The organism is Streptomyces sp. YIM S03343 (assembly GCF_054729195.1).
Genome location: NZ_JBPUKX010000001.1, coordinates 4241288 through 4262286, shown reverse-complemented (window position 1 = coordinate 4262286; position 20999 = coordinate 4241288). Strand labels below are relative to the sequence as shown.

The 20999-nt window shown below is 70.0% G+C and carries 19 protein-coding genes; 9 read left to right on the top strand and 10 right to left on the bottom strand.

Features of this window, described 5'->3' with window-relative positions:
- The first annotated feature begins 1 nt into the window (after position 1).
- Positions 2-469 (top strand): GatB/YqeY domain-containing protein, encoded by a 468-nt coding sequence (locus ACSYGN_RS18235; RefSeq protein ID WP_460396906.1) that lies wholly within the window; start codon positions 2-4, stop codon positions 467-469.
- Between the two features lie 183 nt (positions 470-652).
- On the opposite strand, the gene ACSYGN_RS18230 is transcribed toward ACSYGN_RS18235, so the two are convergent.
- The gene (locus ACSYGN_RS18230; RefSeq protein ID WP_460396904.1) at positions 653-2926 is read right to left on the bottom strand and encodes a transglycosylase domain-containing protein; all 2274 of its coding nucleotides are present in this window, start codon (positions 2924-2926) and stop codon (positions 653-655) included.
- A 488-nt stretch (positions 2927-3414) separates the two neighbouring features.
- Between ACSYGN_RS18230 and wblA the strand changes: the two genes are divergently transcribed.
- The gene (gene wblA / locus ACSYGN_RS18225; protein ID WP_460396902.1) at positions 3415-3753 is read left to right on the top strand and encodes a transcriptional regulator WblA; all 339 of its coding nucleotides are present in this window, start codon (positions 3415-3417) and stop codon (positions 3751-3753) included.
- A 134-nt stretch (positions 3754-3887) separates the two neighbouring features.
- Here wblA and ACSYGN_RS18220 read toward each other — a convergent pair whose 3' ends face one another.
- Together ACSYGN_RS18220 and ACSYGN_RS18215 are read right to left on the bottom strand one after the other, a co-directional pair.
- A complete protein-coding gene (locus ACSYGN_RS18220; RefSeq protein ID WP_460396900.1) occupies positions 3888-5324 on the bottom strand; it encodes an ArsA family ATPase in 1437 nt (478 codons plus the stop codon).
- Positions 5321-6298: an ArsA-related P-loop ATPase gene (locus ACSYGN_RS18215; RefSeq protein WP_460396898.1), complete on the bottom strand. Its 978-nt coding sequence runs from the start codon at positions 6296-6298 to the stop codon at positions 5321-5323. Before ACSYGN_RS18215 ends, ACSYGN_RS18220 begins: the two co-directional genes overlap by 4 nt.
- Before the next feature lie 105 nt (positions 6299-6403).
- On the opposite strand from ACSYGN_RS18215, the gene ACSYGN_RS18210 reads away from it, so the two are divergent.
- From ACSYGN_RS18210 to ACSYGN_RS18195, 4 genes are all read left to right on the top strand, one after another.
- Entirely contained in the window at positions 6404-6559 is a 156-nt protein-coding gene (locus ACSYGN_RS18210; protein ID WP_100202903.1) for a DUF4177 domain-containing protein, read from the top strand.
- Positions 6559-7023 carry a RidA family protein gene (locus ACSYGN_RS18205; RefSeq protein WP_460396896.1) on the top strand — a complete coding sequence of 155 codons (465 nt, stop codon included), beginning with the start codon at positions 6559-6561 and terminating at the stop codon, positions 7021-7023. The genes ACSYGN_RS18210 and ACSYGN_RS18205 overlap by 1 nt, the downstream gene beginning before the upstream one ends.
- 502 nt (positions 7024-7525) lie before the next feature.
- Positions 7526-8542 carry an NUDIX hydrolase gene (locus tag ACSYGN_RS18200; RefSeq protein WP_460396894.1) on the top strand — a complete coding sequence of 339 codons (1017 nt, stop codon included), beginning with the start codon at positions 7526-7528 and terminating at the stop codon, positions 8540-8542.
- Positions 8539-9441, top strand: a complete 903-nt coding sequence (locus tag ACSYGN_RS18195; RefSeq protein ID WP_460396891.1) for an MBL fold metallo-hydrolase — start codon at positions 8539-8541, stop codon at positions 9439-9441. The genes ACSYGN_RS18200 and ACSYGN_RS18195 overlap by 4 nt, the downstream gene beginning before the upstream one ends.
- Before the next feature lie 18 nt (positions 9442-9459).
- On the opposite strand, the gene ACSYGN_RS18190 is transcribed toward ACSYGN_RS18195, so the two are convergent.
- Positions 9460-10353 carry a nucleotidyltransferase domain-containing protein gene (locus tag ACSYGN_RS18190; protein WP_460396888.1) on the bottom strand — a complete coding sequence of 298 codons (894 nt, stop codon included), beginning with the start codon at positions 10351-10353 and terminating at the stop codon, positions 9460-9462.
- A 129-nt stretch (positions 10354-10482) separates the two neighbouring features.
- Positions 10483-11157 carry a Crp/Fnr family transcriptional regulator gene (locus ACSYGN_RS18185; RefSeq protein ID WP_046581525.1) on the bottom strand — a complete coding sequence of 225 codons (675 nt, stop codon included), beginning with the start codon at positions 11155-11157 and terminating at the stop codon, positions 10483-10485.
- A 379-nt stretch (positions 11158-11536) separates the two neighbouring features.
- On the opposite strand from ACSYGN_RS18185, the gene nth reads away from it, so the two are divergent.
- The 3 genes from nth (at position 11537) to ACSYGN_RS18170 (ending at position 14967) form a co-directional block, all read left to right on the top strand.
- Positions 11537-12451, top strand: a complete 915-nt coding sequence (gene nth / locus ACSYGN_RS18180; RefSeq protein WP_460396886.1) for an endonuclease III — start codon at positions 11537-11539, stop codon at positions 12449-12451.
- Between the two features lie 595 nt (positions 12452-13046).
- Positions 13047-13754, top strand: a complete 708-nt coding sequence (locus tag ACSYGN_RS18175) for an NUDIX hydrolase (RefSeq protein ID WP_460403548.1) — start codon at positions 13047-13049, stop codon at positions 13752-13754.
- Between the two features lie 13 nt (positions 13755-13767).
- Positions 13768-14967 carry a MarP family serine protease gene (locus tag ACSYGN_RS18170; protein ID WP_460396884.1) on the top strand — a complete coding sequence of 400 codons (1200 nt, stop codon included), beginning with the start codon at positions 13768-13770 and terminating at the stop codon, positions 14965-14967.
- Between the two features lie 198 nt (positions 14968-15165).
- On the opposite strand, the gene ACSYGN_RS18165 is transcribed toward ACSYGN_RS18170, so the two are convergent.
- The 5 genes from ACSYGN_RS18165 to acs form a co-directional block, all read right to left on the bottom strand.
- Entirely contained in the window at positions 15166-15345 is a 180-nt protein-coding gene (locus tag ACSYGN_RS18165; RefSeq protein WP_460396882.1) for a hypothetical protein, read from the bottom strand.
- 127 nt (positions 15346-15472) lie between these two features.
- Positions 15473-16411 carry an alpha/beta fold hydrolase gene (locus ACSYGN_RS18160; RefSeq protein ID WP_460396880.1) on the bottom strand — a complete coding sequence of 313 codons (939 nt, stop codon included), beginning with the start codon at positions 16409-16411 and terminating at the stop codon, positions 15473-15475.
- On the bottom strand, positions 16408-16902 hold the full coding sequence (locus tag ACSYGN_RS18155) for a phage holin family protein (RefSeq protein WP_460396878.1): 495 nt from the start codon (positions 16900-16902) through the stop codon (positions 16408-16410). The genes ACSYGN_RS18160 and ACSYGN_RS18155 overlap by 4 nt, the downstream gene beginning before the upstream one ends.
- A 78-nt stretch (positions 16903-16980) precedes the next feature.
- A complete protein-coding gene (gene nhaA, locus ACSYGN_RS18150; RefSeq protein WP_460396876.1) occupies positions 16981-18417 on the bottom strand; it encodes a Na+/H+ antiporter NhaA in 1437 nt (478 codons plus the stop codon).
- A gap of 222 nt (positions 18418-18639) precedes the next feature.
- Positions 18640-20595: an acetate--CoA ligase gene (gene acs / locus ACSYGN_RS18145; RefSeq protein WP_460396873.1), complete on the bottom strand. Its 1956-nt coding sequence runs from the start codon at positions 20593-20595 to the stop codon at positions 18640-18642.
- Positions 20596-20999: the final 404 nt, after the last annotated feature.

The window sequence follows — 20999 nt, the reverse complement described above, 5'->3', positions numbered from 1 at the left end:
CATGACCACCACGCTCAAGTCGAAGCTGCACGCCGACCTCAACGCCGCGATCAAGGAACGCGACGAGCTCCGCTCCTCGACGCTCCGGCTCACGCTCGCCGCGATCACCAAGGAGGAGGTCGCGGGCAAGGAGAAGCGTGAGCTCTCCGACGACGAGGTGCTCAAGGTGATCGCCAAGGAGGCGAAGAAGCGCCGTGAGGCCGCCGACGCCTTTGAGCAGGGCGGTCGTCCCGAGCAGGCCGAGCGGGAGAAGGCGGAGGGCGTGGTGCTCGCCGGGTATCTGCCCAAGCAGCTGAGCGACGAGGAGCTGGGCGCGATCGTCGCCCAGGCCGTCGAGGAGGCCCGTGCCGCCGGTGCCGAGGGGCCGCGGGCCATGGGCGCCGTGATGAAGATCGTGAACCCGAAGGTCGCCGGGCTGGCCGAGGGCGGGCGCGTCGCCGCCGTCGTGAAGAAGCTCCTGGCTGGTTGATGGCCCACGGCTGACACGGCTGACACGGCCGACGGCTGACGACCGACGGCTCACGGCTCAAGAAGGATGCGGCTGTACGGCCGTATGAGCGATATCGCCGTACGAGCGACACCGCCGTACGAACAACGGAGGGGACCGCACGCCCGGTGCGGTCCCCTCCGTCGTACGCGGTCGGCCGGCCTGTCAGCCGTTCCCGCCCCGGCGGCCTCCGTTGCCGTTCCCCTGGAAGAGGCCGTCCGGGAAGGAGAACGTCGGCGTCGGCGAGCTGTTGTCACCGTTGCCGTTGCCGTTGCCGTTGCCGTTGCCGTTGCCGTTGCCGTTGCCGTTCCCGTTCCCGTTCCCGTTGCCGTTGTTGTCGTTGTTTCCGTTGCCCTTGTCCTTGTTGTTGTCGTCCGGGATGTCGACAAGGGTGAAGGACTCCACGGGCTTGCCCTCCAGGGCGCCGGTCATGGCGTCCTTCCAGATCGGGCCCGGGACCTGGCCGCCGTAGACGAGGTCGTGGTAGACGCCGCCGATGGTGATATTGGTCATCTGGACGTTCTGCTTGGCGCTGCCGACCCAGACCGCACCGGCGAGGTTGGGCGTGTAGCCGACGAACCAGGCGTTCTTGCGGGAGTCCGTCGTACCCGTCTTGCCGGCGCTCTCGCGGTCGGTGAGTCCGGCCTGCTGACCGGTGCCGGAGTCGACCACGCCACGCAGCAGGGTGTTGACGGTGTCGGCCGTCGTCTCGCTCATCGCGCGCGAGCAGGTCGACTTGGGCACCTCCAGCGACTTCTGCTCATTGCCGACCTTCTGGGTGATCGACTCGATGGCGATCGGCGTGCAGTACATGCCGCGGGAGGCGAAGGCGGCGTACGCGCTCGCCATCGTCAGCGGCGAGAGGCCCACCGCGCCGAGCGCGATGGAGGGGCTCTCGGGGAGCTTGTCGCCGTTGCCCTGCACCACATGCAGCGCGTCGGTCATCTTGACGACCGGGCAGAGGCCGATGTCGGAGATCATCTGCACGAAGTAGGTGTTGACCGACTTGGCCATCGCCTCCTTCATCCGGAACGGGCCGACCTCGGACTCGCTCTCGTTCTCCGCCGTGTAGTGTCTGTCGTTGATCCACGGCTTGCTGGCACAGGTCTGGACCGGGCTCGGGTACTCCATCTTGTACGGCGACGAGTACTCCTGGGTCGCCGGCTTGCCGCCCTCCACCGCGGCGGCGGCCACGAACGGCTTGAACGTCGAACCCGTCGGGAAGCCGAAGTTCGACCCGCCCATGTCCCGGTTGACCGAGTAGTTGTACTCCGTCTCGTTCTTGCCGTAGCCGTACGGCTTGGACTGGCCCATCGCCAGGATCTTGCCGGTGCCGGGCTCGACCAGGGTGGCGGCGGCCGCGACCTTGTCGGACTTGTAGACGTGGTCCTTCAGGGATGCCTGCACCGATGCCTGGGACTGCGGGTCCAGTGTCGTACGGATGGTCAGGCCGCCCCGGTTCCAGACCTTCGCGCGGTCCGCGCGCGTCTTGCCGAACACCGGGTCGGTCAGAAAGACGTTCTCGACGTACTTGCAGAAGAAACTCGCGCCCTTGACCGCCGTGATGCAGCCGTTCTTCGGCTGGGTCACCTGCAGTCCGAGCGGCTTCTTCATGGCCGCGTCCGCCTCGGTCTGCGAGATGTCGCCGACCTCGGCCATGCGCTGGAGGACGGTGTTGCGGCGCTTGGTGGCCTCCGCCTCGTCGTTGACCGGGTCGTAGCGGCTCGGCGACTGGACGATGCCGGCGAGGAGGGCCGCCTGCTGGAGGCTGAGGTCCTTCGCGTGCTTGGAGAAGTAACGCTGGGAGGCCGCCTCGACGCCGTAGGCCTGCTCGCCGAAGAAGGTGATGTTCAGATAGTTCTCGAGGATCTTCTTCTTGCCGAGCTTCTCCTCGATCTGGATCGCGTACTTCAGCTCGCGGATCTTGCGTCCGATGGTCTGCTGCGTGGCCTGTGCGACCTTGGTCGGGTCGTCACCGGCCTCCTCGATGAAGTAGTTCTTCACCAGCTGCTGGGTGAGCGTGGAGGCGCCCTGGGCGACCCCGCCGCTCTGCGCGTTCTTGTTCAGGGCGCGCAGTACGCCCTTCAGGTCGACCGCGCCGTGCTCGTAGAAGCGCGAGTCCTCGATCGCGACGATCGCCTTCTGCATGTACGGCGAGATGTCCTTGAGGTCCACCACCGTGCGGTCCCGGGAGTAGACCGACGCGATCTGGTTGCCCGCGTTGTCCAGGATGGTGGTCCGCTGGCTCAGCTGCGGGCTCTTGAGGTTGTCCGGGATCTCGTCGAAACCCTGGACCGACCCCTTGGCCGCTAGTCCGAGCGCACCGGCGGCGGGCAGCGCGATGCCTGCCAGCACGGCTCCTGCGAGCACACTGACACCGAGGAACTTGGCGGCCTGCTGTGTCGTCGACAGCCCGCCGCCCGAGCGCTTCTTTGGCATGGGGGCAGCCTACGTTCTCATTCGCCGGACACGCGTCTAGGCGTTGGCCTAAGCTGCTCTCAGCCGTCACATGTCACAACAGTGCGGTTACGTATCACGCGGTTACGTATCAATACGTCCGGCGACCCCGAATCGTTCCGGATCTTGCACAAGATTTTCCGCGGGCTCCGGCCCACCCGTTGTTCTGCCCCGGGGCGGGGTGTGGCGGTGTGTGTGCGGTGGGGCCGTGTCCTGAACCGCCTTGTGTGTCATCGGGTGTCCGTTGTGACGCACCTCCATTGTCTGATTTTGCCGGTTATGTCCCACATGTCGTCAGCTCACTCCCGCGGGTGATCTGCCGCTTACCCATAGTCCGTTCGGACCATTCAAGATTGGGCCCCAAGGGGGTGTTGCGCTGTGCCGCCCTTCCGTAACGTCCTCAACTGGCGGCGGTGAATATGCCGCCGTCGCCGTGGGGGAGCCTCGATTCGGGAGAGGACGGCGCCGGTATGGGCTGGGTAACCGACTGGAGTGCGCAGGCGGCCTGCCGCACTACCGATCCGGATGAACTGTTCGTTCAGGGAGCAGCGCAGAACAGGGCGAAAGCGGTGTGCACCGGCTGCCCGGTGCGCACAGAATGCCTGGCGGACGCGCTGGACAACCGCGTCGAGTTCGGCGTGTGGGGAGGCATGACGGAGCGCGAGCGCCGCGCACTGCTACGTCGGCGGCCCACCGTGACCTCCTGGCGGAGGCTCCTGGAGACGGCCCGTACGGAGTACGAACGGAGCATCGGCATCGTTCCCCTCGAGAGTGACGAGGTGTACGAGAACTACGCGGCGGTGGGCTGAGCCAGCCCCTGGTGGACACTGCCTGGGGGACACCACCCGGGAGCCATTCTTGTCGTACGACGGCGAGTTCAGGTCCTACGACGGCGAGGGCGCCGACCCCGAGTGGGCTGCCGAGCCGCACGGCCGACGGGGCGTCAGGCGCCCCCGGACGGAGTAGTCGACCCGGTCGGCCCCGGCGGCAGTTCCCGTCGGCCGGCCGCGAGCCGGTCGCCGATGTCCCGCAGCCCGTCCAGGTCGTGGACGTCGCCGGGCAGTGCGGCCACTTCGACCACAGCCACCTCGGGGTGCAGTGCGATGAAACGGTCACGTGTGCGCTGTTCACGGGCGAGGAGTTGCATACGTTCGGCGTGAAGTCTCAGCAGGCCGGCCGTGAGCTGTTCGGTGTCCCGCTCCGCGCCTCCGGGGGAGTCGGCTTCGGATGCGGTCACCTCTGTGGGCTCGGATACGGGCTCCGGTGTGGGCTCGGGCTCGGACCCCGATGGGGGCCCGGATACGGGAGATTCTGAACTGTCGTACGTGTCGGGGGAGTTACGAACACCAGCTTTCCCACCACTCTGATCGACAATGCGGAGTTCCTCAAGATTTTCTGCGGCGGTGAGCGCCCGCTCGGCCGACAGCCGGTCGGCGCCGCTGCCGTGCACCCTGTTGAGGACCAGACCCATCAACGGCATGTGCTCCGCGGCCAGCCGTTCCACGAAGTACGCCGCTTCGCGCAGCGCGTCCCGCTCCGGCGCCGCCACCACGAGGAACGCCGTCCCCGGCGCCTGGAGCAGCTTGTAGGTGGCGTCCGCGCGCGTGCGGAACCCGCCGAACATGGAGTCCATGGCGGCCACGAACGTCTGCACGTCCTTGAGCAGCTGACCGCCCAGCAGCTTGCCCAGCGCGCCCGTCATCATCGACATGCCGACGTTCAGGAACATCATCCCCGCGCGCCCGCCGACCTTCGCCGGGGCGAGCAGCACCCGGATCAGCTTGCCGTCCAGGAAGGACCCCAGCCGCTTGGGCGCGTCCAGGAAGTCCAGCGCCGACCGGGACGGCGGCGTGTCGACGACGATGAGGTCCCACTCGTCGCGCGCGCGCAGTTGGCCCAGCTTCTCCATCGCCATGTACTCCTGCGTGCCGGCGAAGCCCGCGGAGAGCGACTGGTAGAAGGGGTTGCTCAGGATCGCGTCCGCCCGCTCGCGGTCCGCGTGCGCCTCGACGATCTCGTCGAAGGTGCGCTTCATGTCCAGCATCATGGCGTGCAGTTCGCCGCCCGCCGTGTCGTCGATGCCCTTCACCCGGCGCGGCACGTTGTCCAGCGAATCGATGCCCATGGACTGCGCCAGCCGCCTGGCCGGGTCGATGGTCAGCACGACGACCTTGCGGCCACGTTCGGCGGCCCGCAGGCCCAGTGCCGCCGCCGACGTCGTCTTCCCCACGCCGCCCGAGCCGCAGCACACCACGATCCGGGTCCGCGGGTCGTCGAGCAGCGGATCGACGTCGAGCACGCGCGCGGGGGTCAGATGATGGCGGGCGGGATCCTGCGGAGGGCCGGCGGCGGGGGTCGGCTCGGCGGGGTCCGGACTCATGACATCCCCTGCTTCCGCAGCTCGGTGGCGAGTTCGTACAGGCCCGCCAGGTCCATGCCCTCGGCGAGCAGCGGCAGTTCGTGCAGCTGCAGGCCCAGGCCGGCCAGGACGGAGCGCTGCTCATGCTCCAGTTCGTACCGCTCGGCGTACTCCTCCGCCTGCGCCAGCAGCGGGCCGACCAGCTTTTCCGCGTTCCCGCCGCGCCGCGCCCCGCCCAGCCCGGCGGCCGACAGCGACTTGGCGACGGCGGTGCGCGGGATGGTCCGTACGAACTCCAGATCGGCCGCGTCCAGCACCTCCGGCCGTTCCATGTTCACGATGATGCGCCCCACCGGCAGCCGTGCCGCCCGCAGTTCGGCGATGCCGTCGACGGTCTCCTGGACGGGCATCTCCTCCAGCAGCGTCACCAGGTGCACGGCCGTCTCCGACGATTTCAGCACCCGCATCACGGCCTGCGCCTGATTGTGTATCGGGCCGATCTTGGCGAGGCCCGCCACCTCGTCGTTGACGTTCAGGAACCGTGTGACACGCCCGGTCGGCGGTGCGTCCATCACGATGTAGTCGTACACGAACCGGCCGCTCTTCTCCTTGCGCCGCACCGCCTCGCACGCCTTGCCGGTCAGCAGGACGTCCCTGAGACCGGGCGCGATGGTGGTCGCGAAGTCGATCGCACCGAGCTTCTTCAGCGCCCGCCCGGCGCCGCCCAGTTTGTAGAACATCTGGAGGTAGTCCAGCAGGGCCAGCTCGGGGTCGATCGCGAGTGCGTACACCTCCCCGCCGCCCGGAGCGACGGCGATCTTTCGCTCCTCGTAAGGCAATGCCTCTGTCTCGAAGAGTTGCGCGATGCCTTGCCGGCCCTCTACCTCGACGAGGAGCGTCCGCTTCCCCTCCGTGGCGAGAGCCAGCGCGAGTGCGGCGGCGACCGTCGTCTTTCCGGTCCCGCCCTTGCCGCTGACGACCTGGAGCCTGCTCACGTCTTCGAGCCTAACCAGTTCGGCGGAAACTCACGCCGGGGGCTGTGGACAACCTGCCCGTGGCCGCCACCTGACCTGCGCCGGGCAGGGGCTACAGTCGGCCCCATGACCAAGTGGGAATATGCGACCGTACCTCTGCTCGTCCACGCCACGAAGCAGATTCTGGACACCTGGGGCGAGGACGGCTGGGAGCTCGTGCAGGTGGTCCCGGGACCGAACCCGGAGCAGCTGGTGGCCTACCTGAAGCGCGAGAAGCAGTGATGGGCGCCGTCGAGACGAGGCTCGCCGAGCTCGGCCTCACCCTTCCGGAGGTCGTGCCCCCGCTGGCCGCCTACCAACCTGCCGTGCAGTCCGGCGTCTACGTCTTCACCTCCGGCCAGCTGCCCATGGTGGAGGGCAAACTCCCGGTCACCGGCAAGGTGGGCGCCGAGGTCACCGCGGAGGAGGCCAAGGACCTGGCGCGGGTCTGCGCGCTGAACGCCCTGGCCGCCGTGAAGTCCGTCACCGGCGATCTCGACCGCATCGCGCGCGTGGTGAAGGTCGTGGGCTTCGTCGCCTCGGCCCCGGACTTCACCGGCCAGCCGGGTGTCGTCAACGGCGCGAGCGAACTGCTGGGCGAGGTCCTCGGCGACAAAGGCGTACACGCCCGCAGCGCGGTCGGCGTGGCGGTGCTGCCGCTGGACGCGCCGGTCGAGGTCGAGGTGCAGGTGGAGCTGGCGCCGTAAGGGTCGGCGTGGGGCGTCGTCGAGGGGCGCCGGGGCCGTCGAGCGCCGTAGGGGCTGGGCGGGTGCGTGACGCGGCGGCGCGGCGGCACGGCAGGCGGTTGATGGCCTTGCGCGCGTACGGTGTGCATGGCGTCGTACGCGCGCGTGGAGCCCGGTTCTGCTGGCGTACGCGCGCGTGGGGACCGGTTCCGCAGGTTGTATCTGTGCACGTGGGGCCTAGTTCTGGCGGCCCCTCGCGTGGCTGCGAGCCCCGTTGCACCCACGCGCGTGTACGACTGTGATGACAGCCTTGTTGCCCAACGCCCGCTGGGCCCGTGCTTGTGCCTGCGCCCTCTGGGCCCGTAATGACGACTTTCACATCCGTGCGGGCAGCGCGGGGCGAACCCGCGCGCGTGGGACGCAGCAGCCGCGTCCTGGCGTCGTCCCGCGCGCGTAGTCGTCGTTCTGGCGGGCTCCCCGGCCACCTCTCGAACATTCGCGCGCCACGGGATAGCCTCCGCCCATGGCGAATGGGCAGTGGATCCCGCAGGACTGGCCTGAGCGCATCCGCGGACTCGCGGACGGCAGCCTCACCCCGGTCACGCCCAAGCGTGCTGCCACCGTCATGCTGCTGAGAGACACGGCAGCCGGACCCGCCGTGCACATGCTGCGCAGACGCGCCTCCATGGCCTTTGCCGGAGGCGCGTACGCATATCCGGGCGGCGGTGTCGACCCCCGCGACAACGAGCACCACCTCCGCTGGGCGGGCCCCACGCGCGCGTGGTGGGCCGAACGCCTCGGCGTCGACGAGACGGCGGCCCAGGCGATCGTCTGCGCGGCCGTACGGGAGACCTACGAGGAGGCGGGCGTCCTGCTCGCCGGGCCCGCCCCCGACTCGGTGGTCGGCGACACGACCGGCGCCGACTGGGAGAAGGATCGTTCCGCCGTGGTCGCCCGTGAGCTGTCCTTCGCGGAGTTCCTCGACCGCCGCGGTCTGGTGCTGCGCTCGGACCTGCTGGGTGCCTGGGCGCGCTGGATCACCCCGGAGTTCGAGTCCCGCCGCTACGACACCTGGTTCTTCGTTGCCGCCCTCCCCGAGGGCCAGCGCACCCGCAACGCCTCGACCGAGGCCGACCGTACGGTGTGGACCCGGCCCGCGGAGGCCGCGGCCGCATACGACAAGGGCGAGCTGACGATGATGCCGCCCACCATTGCCACACTCCGCGCCCTGGCCCCGTACGAGAGTGCCGCCGAGGCACTCACGGCAGCCCCCGATCGCGACCTGACGCCCGTCCTCGCCAGGGCCCGGCTGGTGGACGGGGAGATAGAGCTGTCCTGGCCGGGGCATGAGGAGTTCACACGGCACATCCCGGCCACAGCGGCAACCTCAACCGCGTCATCGGCCGCACCGGCCACACAGGCCACATCGACGCCCGCATCGACGACCACATCGGCCACCCCGCCCACTTCCGCCACCCCGCCCACTTCCGCCACCCCGACCGCACGAAGCGCACCAGCGACCGGTGGAGACCCCGTATGACGGACGCAGCAACCCTGCCCGGCCAGCCCCGGGGCACGGTCCGCTCGGGGCCCGCCACGCCCCGGGCCGTCAACGTGCTCGCGCCCAACGCCTCCCCGATGACCCTGGACGGCACCAACACCTGGATCCTGTCCGAGCCCGGCTCCGGCCAGGCCGTGGTGATCGACCCCGGCCCCCTGCACGAGGGCCACCTGAGTTCCGTCGTCGACATGGCCGAGCGGGCCGGTCAACGTGTCGCCCTGACGCTGCTCACCCACGGCCACCCCGACCACGCCGAGGGCGCCGCCCGCTTCGCCGCCCTGACCGGCACCGAGGTGCGGGCTCTGGACCCGGCGATGCGGCTCGGTGCCGAGGGGCTCGGCGCGGGTGACGTGATCGATGTCGGCGGGCTGGAGCTGAGGGTCGTACCCACGCCGGGACACACCGCCGACTCGCTCTGCTTCCATCTTCCGGCCGACCGGGCGGTGCTGACCGGCGACACCATCCTCGGGCGCGGTACGACCGTCGTGGCGCACCCCGACGGCCGCCTGGGCGACTACCTCGACTCGCTGCGCCGGCTCCGGTCGCTGACCGTCGACGACGGCGTCCACACCGTCCTGCCCGGCCATGGCCCCGTCCTGGAGGACGCCCAGGGGGCGGTGGAGTTCTATCTCGCCCACCGCGCCCACCGGCTCGCCCAGATCGAGACGGCCGTGGAGGACGGCTACGCCACCCCCGCCGAAGTTGTCGCCCATGTGTACGCGGACGTCGACCGCGTGCTGTGGCCCGCGGCGGAACTGTCCGTACGGGCTCAGCTGGACTACCTGGCAGAACACGGGCTCATACCGTCCGACCAGTCCGATGAGTCAGACGAGTCCGACCAGTCCTACCGGCCCGACGGCGTCTGGGACGGTCTCTAGGCGACAGGACCCGGGGGACTACGGCTGGTCCTGGTCCGGGCGTGACGCCTTGATGCCGTGCACGCGCGCGTACTCCCCGGCGAGCCAGGGCCCCAGGTCGTCGACGTACGACCGCAGCACCTCCGCGTCCCCGACCGGCTCCAGCCCGAGAACGGCCGCCCGGCGCAGTTGTACGGCGCGCTCGGGGTAGTAGCCGGCGAAGACCTCGGCCATCTCCCGCAGATCGCTGGTCCAGCCGTTCCAGCGCGGCATGACCAGCGTGAACCCGGTGCGCACCAGGCGACGGGACATGAGGCGGACGAGCGGCCGCAGGGCGGCCTCGCTGTCACCTGCGGCGGCGATCCGTGCGCGCCAGCGGGGCAGGACCAGGGCGAGATCGCCGTTGGTCTCCCGGGCGAGCAGGGAGTCGGGCCGGTAGCGCGGCAGGTACTCGGCGAGATCGTCGCCGAGCAGCGGGGTGCACAGACAGGCCACGAACCACCCCAGGTCGTGACGTTCCAGCTCGCTCAGCACCACGGCCCGGTCGAGGAGAATCGTTTCGACGCCGTCGATCTGTGGGAACTCCGCGTCCAGCGCGTCGCTCAGGGCGCGTACGGCGGCCCGGTCGACGTCGGCCGGGGCCTCGCGCAGCGCGATCAGCAGGTCGAGGTCGCTGCGTCCCACGCGCGCGGTGCCGCGCGGGATCGAGCCGTAGAGGTACGCGCTGTGCAGCCGCGGCCCGAAAGCGTCCAGCACCCGGTCGCGTGCCGCGGCGACGACCGGCCGGAAGTCCGGCTGGACCCGCCCGAGAGCCCCCTCGCGCGCGATGTAGCCCTGGGGGTCGAGCCCCTTGTGGCTGCCACCGGGGCGGGAACGGCTGGTGTCGCGGCTGGGGCGCGCGGAGTCGCGACGGGGGCGTGCGGAGTCGGCCATGGGATCACTGTGCCCCGGCGGTGCCGCCGGGGCAGGTGATTATGGCCGGATGGACGGCTTATGCCTGGAAGGACGGCGCGAGGCGTCGTAGTACCCGCGCCCGTGCCGTCGTAGGACCCGTCTCTCGTGTCAGCGCGAGCGCTTTGCCAGCCGCTCGACGTCCAGCAGGATCACGGCCCGCGCCTCCAGGCGGAGCCAGCCGCGCTGGGCGAAGTCCGCCAGGGCCTTGTTCACGGTCTCGCGCGAGGCGCCGACCAACTGGGCCAGTTCCTCCTGGGTGAGGTCGTGGACGACGTGGATGCCCTCCTCGGACTGCACGCCGAAGCGGCGGGAGAGGTCCAGCAGGGCGCGCGCCACACGGCCGGGGACGTCCGAGAAGACCAGGTCGGACATCTGGTCGTTGGTCTTGCGCAGGCGCCGGGCGACGGCACGCAGCAGGGCGCCCGCGACCTCGGGGCGCGCGTTCAGCCAGGGCTGGAGGTCGCCGTGGCCGAGTCCCAGCAGCTTGGCCTCGGTCAGCGCGGTCGCGGTCGCGGTGCGCGGGCCGGGGTCGAAGAGGGACAGTTCACCGATGAGCTCGCTGGGGCCTACGACGGCAAGCATGTTCTCGCGTCCGTCGGGGGAGGTGCGGTGCAGCTTGACCTTGCCCTCGGTGACGACATACAGCCGGTCACCGGGGTCGCCCTCGTGGAAGAGCGAGTCGCCGCGTGCGAGGGTCACCTCACTCATGGAGGCGCGGAGCTCCGCGGCCTGCTCGTCGTCAAGAGCCGCGAAGAGCGGGTTGCGCCGCAGAACGTCGTCCACGAGTTCTCTCCTTGTCGTCCTGCTCAGGGGATCTTGCTTCCCGCATATCAGGGGTCCGTGCTCCCCGTTTTGCCGGGCAGTCCAAACAGTGTGATCTGTCACAAGGATGCCGCACAGGGGTCCCTAGGTGAGTGCCAGGGGGCCAATCGGGGGCCGATCTTCCGGGTCCGGGGCGGATGTCGGTGGTGGGCTCTAGGCTGGCCGGGTGTCCAAATCGCCGGTGAGAGCACAGGCCAAGGGGGCTGGACGGGTGGTTGCACGGCGTGATTCCGCTGTGGGCGAACAAGGTTCCCCCGGTGGTGGGAAGACGTCCGGAGCGGGCGAGGGGGCGGGAACTTCGCGGGCGGCGAAGACGTCGAAACGGTCGAAGACCTCACAAGTGTCAAGAGGAGGTGCGACGGCGGCGGAAGCGGCAGAAGCGGTAGAAGCGGTAGAAGCGGTAGAAAATGCCCAAGCGGGTGTCGGTGCAGGTCGTGGTAGTGCTCGTGGCGCGGGGGCCGGAAAGGCCTCACGGCCGATGAAGAGCGAGTCGCGCGTCGCCCTCGTCCGCCGTGCCCGACGCATCAACCGTGAGCTCGCCGAGGTGTATCCGTACGCCCACCCGGAACTGGACTTCGAGAACCCCTTCGAACTGATCATCGCCACGGTGCTGTCCGCCCAGACCACCGACCTCCGCGTCAATCAGACGACACCGGCGCTATTTGCGAAGTACCCCACCCCGGAGGACCTGGCCGTCGCCAACCCGGAGGAGGTCGAGGGGATTCTGCGCCCGACCGGCTTCTTCCGGGCCAAGACGAAGGCCGTCATAGGGCTGTCGAAGGCGCTGACGGAGGACTTCGGGGGTGAGGTCCCGGGGCGGCTCGACGATCTCGTCAAGCTGCCCGGGGTCGGCCGCAAGACCGCCTTCGTCGTGCTCGGCAACGCCTTCGGACGGCCCGGCATCACCGTGGACACGCACTTCCAGCGGCTGGTGCGGCGCTGGCGGTGGACGGAGGAGACGGAGCCCGACAAGATCGAGGCCGCCGTCGCCTCCCTCTTCCCCAAGAGCGACTGGACGGATCTGTCTCACCATGTGATCTGGCACGGCCGCCGGATCTGCCACGCCCGCAAGCCGGCCTGCGGTGTCTGCCCCATCGCCCCGCTGTGTCCGGCGTACGGCGAGGGCGAGACCGATCCGGAGAAGGCGAAGAAGCTGCTGAAGTACGAGAAGGGCGGCTTCCCCGGGCAGCGCCTGAAGCCACCGCAGGCGTACCTGGATGCGGGCGGCAGGCCTGCCCCGCCGCTGGGGGCCTGATGCCGGGGACGGAACCGGAGGGCCCGGAACCAGATCCGGAACCAGATCCGGAAACGGATCCTGAGACGGATCCTGAGACGGGTCCGAGGATGGATCCCGAGACGGATCCGAGGACTGATGGAGCGGAACGATCTCGGCCCGCTCGGGCGTTGGGCAAGGCAGGACGACGGGGGTGGTCATGACGCGGGTCGGCCGTGCGGGCACGACGGAGGACAGACCGAGTACGGCCGACGGGCTGGTGACGGCCGATGGGCTGAGAACAGCTGAGACGCTGAAAACGGCCGACGGGTCTGGGAATCAAGGCTTGCCGGGGACGGCTGACGGGCAGAGGGTGGACGACCGGCTACGGACGGGGGAATCGCTGCGGACGGAGCACAGGGAGGTCGGCACGAGTACGGCAGGGGACACCGGCGGCGGACACAGTCCGAGCGCCGCCGCGCAACGGATGGGCGCGGCACAGAGCACGACGGGCCCGCAGGGCATGAACGGCGGGCACAGCATGAACGGTGAACAAGGCATCAGCCAAGTGCCGGGCACGGGCACCCCGCCCACCTGGGGCACGCGCACCACGCCGCCCGCCGGTGACGTACCGGCCATGGGCGGCGATGCCCGGGCTGCGGGCAGCTCGCGGAGCGCCCCGGCGATCGTCAGCAAGGACGGTCTGCCGGCCTGGCTCGGCCCGGTGGTGCGCGCTGCCGAGACGGTCCAGCCGCTCCAGCTCAGCCGCTTCCTGCCTCCGGAGGACGGCGCGGGCCGCCAGTCCGCCGTCCTCATTCTCTTCGGCGATGGCGAGCAGGGGCCCGAGCTGCTGCTGATGGAGCGGTCCGGCTCGCTGCGGTCACACGCCGGTCAGCCGGCCTTCCCCGGCGGCGCCCTCGACCCCGAGGACGGCGACCCGACGGCCGACGGGCCGCTGCGGGCCGCTCTCCGCGAGGCCGAGGAGGAGACCGGCCTGGACCCGCGCGGCGTCCAGTTGTTCGGCGTGCTGCCCAAGCTGTACATCCCGGTCAGCAGCTTCGTCGTCACACCGGTCCTCGGCTGGTGGCGTGAGCCGAGCCCGGTCGGCGTCGTGGATCCGAACGAGACGGCCCGCGTCTTCACGGTCCCGGTGGCCGATCTCACCGACCCGGCGAACCGGGCGACGGTCACCCACCCGTCCGGTTTCCGCGGTCCCGCCTTCCTGGTCGAATCGGCGCTCGTGTGGGGATTCACGGCGGGTGTCATCGACCGGCTGCTGCACTACTCCGGTTGGGAGCAGCCCTGGGACCGGGAGAAGCTGGTCCCGCTCGACAGGCGGTCATGACAGGGTGGCCTCCGTGAACGTGCTGGACATCCTGCTGCTGGTCGCCGCCGTGTGGTTCGCGATCGTGGGCTACCGCCAGGGGTTCGTCGTCGGCATCCTGTCGGTGACCGGCTTCCTGGGGGGCGGCCTCGTCGCCGTCTACACGCTGCCCGTCATCTGGGCCGCGCTGACCGACAACGCGGAGGTCAACACCACCGCGGCCGTCGTCGCCGTGGTCGTCGTCATCGTGTGCGCGTCGGTCGGCCAGGCCCTGACCACCCACCTCGGCAACAAACTGCGCCGCTACATCACCTGGTCCCCGGCCCGCGCCCTGGATGCGACCGGCGGCGCCCTCGTCAACGTCGTCGCGATGCTCCTGGTGGCCTGGCTGATCGGCTCGGCTCTCGCCGGTACGACGCTGCCGACGCTCGGCAAGGAGGTGCGCACCTCCAAGGTGCTGCACGGGGTGTCCTGGGCGCTGCCCCAGCAGGCCGACACCTGGTTCGCGGACTTCTCCTCAGTGCTCGCGCAGAACGGTTTCCCCCAGGTCTTCAGCCCGTTCGCCAGCGAGCCCATCAACGATGTGCGGCCGCCCGACCCCGCCCTCGCGGGCAGCACGGTGGCCACGCGGGCCCGGCAGTCCATCGTCAAGGTGATGGGCACCGCCACCAGCTGCGGCAAGGTCCTGGAGGGCAGCGGCTTCGTGTTCGGCCAGCGCCGTGTCATGACCAACGCGCATGTCGTCGGCGGGGTGGACGAGCCCACCGTCCAGATAGGCGGCGAGGGCCGCAAGTACGACGCGAAGGTCGTCCTCTACGACTGGAAGCGCGACATCGCCGTCCTCGACGTCCCCGATCTCCAGGCCCGCTCCCTGCGGTTCACCACCGACGACGCGGCGCGCGGGGACAGCGCGATCGTCGCCGGCTTCCCGGAGAACGGGTCGTACGACGTCCGGTCGGCGAGGCTGCGCGGGCGCATAACGGCCAACGGCCCGGACATCTACCACCGCGGCACCGTCCGCCGTGACGTCTACTCGCTCTACGCCACCGTCCGCCAGGGCAACTCGGGCGGCCCGCTGCTCACGCCCGACGGACAGGTGTACGGAGTGGTCTTCGCGAAGTCGCTCGACGACCCCGACACCGGCTACGCCCTCACCACCGACGAGATCCAGGACGACATCACCAAGGGGCGCACCGCGAACGAGCAGGTGGACAGCGACAGCTGCGCGCTCTGACGGGCGCGCGGCGTCGGCCGCCCCGATGTGCGTGGCCGGTCGCCTGTCGCTGATCGCCCGTCGTCGGCCACCCGACGTACGGCGTCACCCGGCGCACAGCGTCGGCCGCCGGGCGCACGGCTTCAACCGCCGTACGGGCGGTGTCAGCCGTGCGGGTGGGGCGGGAGGCATCGTGCGGTGCCGGCCGGGTGGCCGGTGTCAGCCGCGCGGGTGACGCAGCCGTACCGTGACCCAGCGGGCCCGGCGGCGGAGGATGCGCGGAATGCCCACCCTGAGGTCCGTGCCCGCCAGTTGCGGGGTGCCCCGGGTGTGGGTGCTCGGGCCGCCTGCCGAGCGGCGGGTGCGTGCTGCGTCACTGTAGTCGTGCGTCCAGCCCATACCCCGACCTCTGCCCCTGCCCCAAGGTCGATAACCGCTCCGAGGGCGCTCATTTGGCGTATGCGCCGGGCATTTGAAGGTTCGATGGACGTGTGTGCGGGTCCGGATATCGGGCATATCGGCGCTGTCACCGGTCAGGTTCGGGGTCTTTCAGCCAGTTGATCAGTTCTGCGGAGAACGTCACCGGGTCCTCCTCGTGCGGAAAGTGCCCGAGTCCGTCGAACAGCCGCCAGCGGTACGGCGCCTCGACGTACTCCCCGGAACCGGCTGCGCTGCGGGTGCGCATCACCGGGTCCAGCGAGCCGTGCAGATGCAGCGTCGGCACCCGCACCGGGCGTTTCATCCGGCGGTTGAACTGGATGCCGTCCGGACGGGCCAGGGAACGCACCATCCACCGGTACGGCTCGATCGCGCAGTGCGCGGTCGACGGGATGCACATGGCGCGCCGGTACGTCTCCACCACGTCGTCGTCCGGGAGGTTCGGCCCGGCCCAGTCCCGGATCAGCCGCCCCACCAGGGCGCCGTCGTCGGCGGTGAGCTGGCGCTCCGGGATCCAGGGGCGCTGGAAGCCCCAGATGTAGGAGCCGGCAGCCGACTGCCGGACGTCGGCGACCATTGCCGAGCGCCAGCGCCGGGGGTGCGGCATCGACGCGACCGCGAGCCGTCGTACCAGCTTGGGGCGCATCGCGGCCGCCGTCCACGCCAGATAGCCGCCCAGATCGTGGCCGACCAGCGCGGCGTCCGGCTCGCCCAGGGAACGGACCACACCGGTGATGTCGAGAGCGAGGTTGGCCGGGTCGTAGCCGCGTGGTGTGCGGTCGCTGCCGCCGACGCCGCGCAGGTCCATGGCGACCGCCCGGAAGCCCGCGTCGGCGAGCGCCACCAGCTGATGCCGCCACGTCCACCAGAACTGCGGGAAGCCGTGCAGGAGCATCACCAGCGGGCCGTCGCCGAGTTCTGCGATGTGGAAGCGCGCGCCGTTCGCGGCGACGTCCCGGTGGGTCCAGGGGCCGTCCATGCGAACGACCGAGCCGTGATGCGCCGAAGGGGTGGCGGGGTCCGTCATGAGGACGAGCGTGCCACAGCCTCGATGGCTGCGGGCGTCTCGTCGCCCAGAGCGGGCGATTCCGGGCGCGGCCGCGGCTTGGCCCTCTGGAGCACGGCGGCCGTCTCCTTCATCGACGCGGCGACCTTCTGCGGGCCCTGATCCTTCTTGGCCTTCTTCGCGAAGACGGTGCCGATCAGCGCGAGGACGGCGGCGACGAGGACGTTTGCTGCGAAGGACAGCAGGAAGCAGATCGCGAGATTCCAGTGGCTCCAGGTGCGGATGCCGTACGCCAGGGCGAAGTTGAGCATCGGCAGGGAGAACAGCAGCACCGCTGCGGCCACCGAGAACACGCCGCCACTGGTCGCGCCGCGCTTGAAGTCCCGTTTGAGCTGGGCCTTGGCCAGCGCGATCTCGTCGTGCACCAGGGCCGACATCTCGGTCGTCGCTGAGGCGAACAGCTGGCCGATGCTGCGTTCGGCGCCGACCGGGCTGCCGTCGGGTGCGCTCATCGCGGTCTCCCTTTTCTGCGTACGGTTCCGTCCTGCCTCACTGCGCACGGTCCCGCTGTTTTGTACCGTCCCGTCAGATCATGCCGGACGGTCGTTCTCCTCGCCTGCCCCGCCCGGCACTTCGGTGCTCTCACGTTGTTCCGTGGCCTTCAGTGCGGCGGTTCTGCGGTGCTCTGCGGCCTTCCGCTCGTGGAGGGCGGCCATGCGCAGGTGGTACTCCGGTTCGTCCTCCTCGTAGATGTCCGGGACGCCGTCCTGGTCCTCGTCCCGTTCCTCCGCCTCGCACAGCTTGCGGTATCGGGCGTTGCGCAGCTTCAGCAGCACCGTGGCGATGACTGCGGCGATGACGGAGCCCGTCAGGACGGCGGCCTTGGCCTCGTCCGTCAGGGTGACGTCGCCCTCGAAGGCGAGCTCGCCGATGAGCAACGAGACGGTGAAGCCGATGCCGGCGAGGGTGGCCATCGCGAACACGTCGGGCCAGGCGAGGTCCTCGCTGAGTGACGCACGTGTGAAGCGGGCGGTCAGCCAGGTCCCGCCGAAGATCCCGGCCGTCTTGCCGACGACGAGCCCCAGCACCACACCGAGCGTCTCGGGCCTGGTGAACACACCCCCCAGCGCGTTCCCGGAGACCGGCACCCCCGCGCTGAACAGCGCGAACAGCGGCACCGCGAGCCCCGCCGACAACGGGCGCACAAGGTGCTCGATGCGCTCACCGGGGGAGTGCTCCTCGCCCTCCCGCGTGGTGCAGCGCAGCATCAGGCCCATCGCCACTCCGGCGATGGTCGCGTGGACGCCGCTGTGGTACATCAGCGCCCAGACGACCACGGCGAGCGGCACATACACGTACCAGCCGCGCACCCCCGTCCTGAGCAGCACCCAGAACACGGCCAGACCCGCCACGGCGCCGCCCAGCGCGACGAGGTCGATCCGGTCGGTGAAGAACACCGCGATGATCAGGATCGCGAACAGGTCGTCGACCACCGCGAGTGTGAGCAGGAAGGCGCGCAGGGCGCTCGGCAGTGAGGTGCCGATGACGGCGAGCACCGCCAGTGCGAAGGCGATGTCGGTGGCGGTGGGAACCGCCCAGCCGGCCAGCGAGCCGCCGCCGTTGACACTGGTGAGGGTGTAGACGAGCGCGGGTACGGCCATCCCGCACAGCGCGGCGACGACAGGCAGTGCCGCGGCCCGCGGATCTCGCAGATCCCCGGCGACCAACTCGCGCTTCAGCTCGATGCCGGCCACGAAGAAGAACAGCGCGAGCAGCCCGTCGGCCGCCCAGTGCGCTACGGACAGATGCAGCCCGAGCGCCTCGGGGCCGAGGTGGAACTGGGCGACCGCCTCGTACCCGTGACGCCACGCCGGTACGTTCGCCCAGACCAGCGCGGTGACCGCGGCGGCGAGCAGCAGCACACCGCCGACGGTCTCGGTGCGCAGTGCGTCCGCCACATAGCTCCGCTCGGGCAGGGACAGTCGGCCGAGCAGCCTGCGCGGGGTGCGGGTGGCGGGTGCGGTCACTGGCGGGACCTCCGGTCGGTGGGCATGCGGAGCTCTTGCCGACCAGACTTCCCGGCGCACCTGGGCGCGGCGAGCGCAGTGCACACTGCCGCTTTGCTTAGTTTACCTAACCTTGCTGGATTTGCCTAGGGGAAAGGAGGACAGCGTCCCCGGCCGACGGATGCTGCGGATGCCGTCGGCCGGGGCGCCGAGCGCCCAGCCCTCTCAGTAGCCCTGGATCTCTCAGTCCTCGCTCCCCGTGGTCGGGAGCTTGGCCTGGATGAGGTCCATGACGGTGGAGTCGGTCAGTGTGGTGACGTCGCCCAGTTGGCGATTCTCCGCCACGTCGCGCAGCAGCCGCCGCATGATCTTGCCGGAGCGGGTCTTCGGCAGCTCGGCCACCGGCAGGATCCGTTTGGGCTTGGCGATCGGGCCGAGGGTGGTGCCGACGTGGTTGCGCAGTTCGTCGACCAGACCCTCGTCCTCGGACGCCGTACCGCGCAGGATCACGAAGGCCACGATCGCCTGCCCGGTGGTCTCGTCCGTCGCACCGACCACGGCCGCCTCTGCCACCGCCGGGTGCGAGACGAGCGCCGACTCCACCTCGGTGGTGGAGATGTTGTGCCCGGACACCAGCATCACGTCGTCGACCCGGCCCAGCAGCCAGATATCGCCGTCGTCGTCCTTCTTCGCGCCGTCACCCGCGAAGTACTTGCTCTCGAAACGTGACCAGTACGTGTCGAGGAACCGCTGGTCGTCGCCCCAGATGGTTCGCAGCATCGACGGCCACGGCTCGGTCAGGACCAGATAGCCACCGCCGCCGTTCGGCACCTCGTTCGCCTCGTCGTCGACGACGGTCGCGGAGATGCCCGGCAGCGGCCGCTGGGCCGAGCCCGGCTTGGTCTCGGTCACGCCCGGCAGCGGGGAGATCATCATCGCGCCGGTCTCGGTCTGCCACCAGGTGTCCACGATCGGCGTGCGGTCGGCGCCGATGTGCTTGCGGTACCAGATCCACGCCTCGGGGTTGATCGGCTCGCCCACGGAGCCCAGCACGCGCAGGCTGCCGAGGTCGAACTTCGCGGGGATGTCGTCGCCCCACTTCATGAACGTACGGATCGCGGTCGGCGCCGTATACAGGATCGTCACGCCGTACTTCTGCACGATCTCCCAGAAGCGGCCCTGGTGCGGGGTGTCCGGCGTGCCCTCGTACATGACCTGCGTCCCGCCGTTCGCCAGCGGTCCGTACACGATGTACGAGTGGCCGGTGACCCAGCCGACGTCCGCCGTGCACCAGTACACGTCGGTCTCCGGCTTGAGGTCGAACACGGCGTGGTGCGTGTACGCGGTCTGCGTGAGGTAGCCGCCGGATGTGTGCAGGATGCCCTTCGGCTTCCCCGTCGTGCCTGATGTGTAGAGGATGAAGAGCGGCTGCTCCGCGCCGAACGCCTCCGGTGTGTGCTCGGCGGACTGCCGTTCCACGGCCTCGTGCCACCACACGTCGCGCCCGTCGTTCCACGGGATGTCCTGGCCGGTGCGGCGGACCACCACGACATGCCGGACCCCGTCCACGCGCTCGACCGCGTCGTCGACGGCGGGCTTGAGCGCGGACGGCTTGCCGCGCCGGTAGCCGCCGTCGGAGGTGATGACCACCTTGGCGTCGGCGTCCTGGATACGGGTCGCCAGCGCGTCCGCCGAGAAGCCGCCGAACACCACGGAGTGCGCGGCGCCGATCCGCGCGCACGCCAGCATCGCGACGGCCGTCTCCGGGATCATCGGCATGTAGACGGCGACCCGGTCGCCCGCCTGGACACCCAGCTCCAGCAGGGCGTTCGCGGCCTTGGAGACCTCGTCCTTCAGCTCGGCGTAGGTGATGGCACGGCTGTCGCCCGGCTCGCCCTCGAAGTGGATGGCGACCCGGTCCCCGAGGCCGGCCTCGACATGCCGGTCGACGCAGTTGTACGCGACGTTGAGCTCGCCGTCCTTGAACCACTTGGCGAACGGCGGGTTCGACCAGTCCAGCGTCTCCGTCGGGTCCTTGGCCCAGGTCAGCCGACGGGCCTGCTCCGCCCAGAAGCCGAGCCTGTCAGCCTTGGCCTGTTCATACGCCTCCGCCGTCACATTGGCGTTCGCTGCCAGCTCGGCGGGCGGCGCGAACCTGCGCTCTTCCTTGAGCAGGTTGGCCAGGCTCTCGTTGCTCACGACATCTCCCTCTCGCAGGGTGTCCCTTGTGTCCCAGGTCACAGCTCACCAGAACCCGGGGTCCGGTGACAAGGGTTGGCGGGAAAATGGTTTAGACCTGTGTGGGCCGGTTTGTCGGCGGCCACGCAGGGCCGGACCGGAGCTGTGCGTACCTCCGTACCCACGGATGTCATCCCGCCGGAGTTCAGGGTGTGTAACGCCTCTCACACCATGGAAGTGTCGCAGGCCACACCGCGGATGCGCTGCGGGGCAGACCTACAGGCCGTCTCCTCGTACCTCGACGGGGCACCGCTGCACACGCCGGTGAGACACCACGGCGCACGCGGCACCGACGTGCCCGGGAGCCGCAAGACACCGCGGCGCACAGCACCGGAGTGGCCGGGAGCCGCAAGACACCGCGGCGC

Excerpts from the sequence above, each read along its gene's own strand:
- ACSYGN_RS18235 (WP_460396906.1), top strand. The coding sequence starts at position 2 with ATGACCACCACGCTCAAGTCGAAGCTGCACGCCGACCTCAACGCCGCG.
- ACSYGN_RS18230 (WP_460396904.1), bottom strand. The coding sequence starts at position 2,926 with ATGCCAAAGAAGCGCTCGGGCGGCGGGCTGTCGACGACACAGCAGGCC.
- wblA (WP_460396902.1), top strand. The coding sequence starts at position 3,415 with ATGGGCTGGGTAACCGACTGGAGTGCGCAGGCGGCCTGCCGCACTACC.
- ACSYGN_RS18220 (WP_460396900.1), bottom strand. The coding sequence starts at position 5,324 with ATGAGTCCGGACCCCGCCGAGCCGACCCCCGCCGCCGGCCCTCCGCAG.
- ACSYGN_RS18210 (WP_100202903.1), top strand. The coding sequence starts at position 6,404 with ATGACCAAGTGGGAATATGCGACCGTACCTCTGCTCGTCCACGCCACG.
- ACSYGN_RS18205 (WP_460396896.1), top strand. The coding sequence starts at position 6,559 with ATGGGCGCCGTCGAGACGAGGCTCGCCGAGCTCGGCCTCACCCTTCCG.
- ACSYGN_RS18200 (WP_460396894.1), top strand. The coding sequence starts at position 7,526 with ATGGCGAATGGGCAGTGGATCCCGCAGGACTGGCCTGAGCGCATCCGC.
- ACSYGN_RS18195 (WP_460396891.1), top strand. The coding sequence starts at position 8,539 with ATGACGGACGCAGCAACCCTGCCCGGCCAGCCCCGGGGCACGGTCCGC.
- ACSYGN_RS18190 (WP_460396888.1), bottom strand. The coding sequence starts at position 10,353 with ATGGCCGACTCCGCACGCCCCCGTCGCGACTCCGCGCGCCCCAGCCGC.
- ACSYGN_RS18175 (WP_460403548.1), top strand. The coding sequence starts at position 13,047 with ATGGGCGGCGATGCCCGGGCTGCGGGCAGCTCGCGGAGCGCCCCGGCG.
- ACSYGN_RS18165 (WP_460396882.1), bottom strand. The coding sequence starts at position 15,345 with ATGGGCTGGACGCACGACTACAGTGACGCAGCACGCACCCGCCGCTCG.
- ACSYGN_RS18160 (WP_460396880.1), bottom strand. The coding sequence starts at position 16,411 with ATGACGGACCCCGCCACCCCTTCGGCGCATCACGGCTCGGTCGTTCGC.
- ACSYGN_RS18155 (WP_460396878.1), bottom strand. The coding sequence starts at position 16,902 with ATGAGCGCACCCGACGGCAGCCCGGTCGGCGCCGAACGCAGCATCGGC.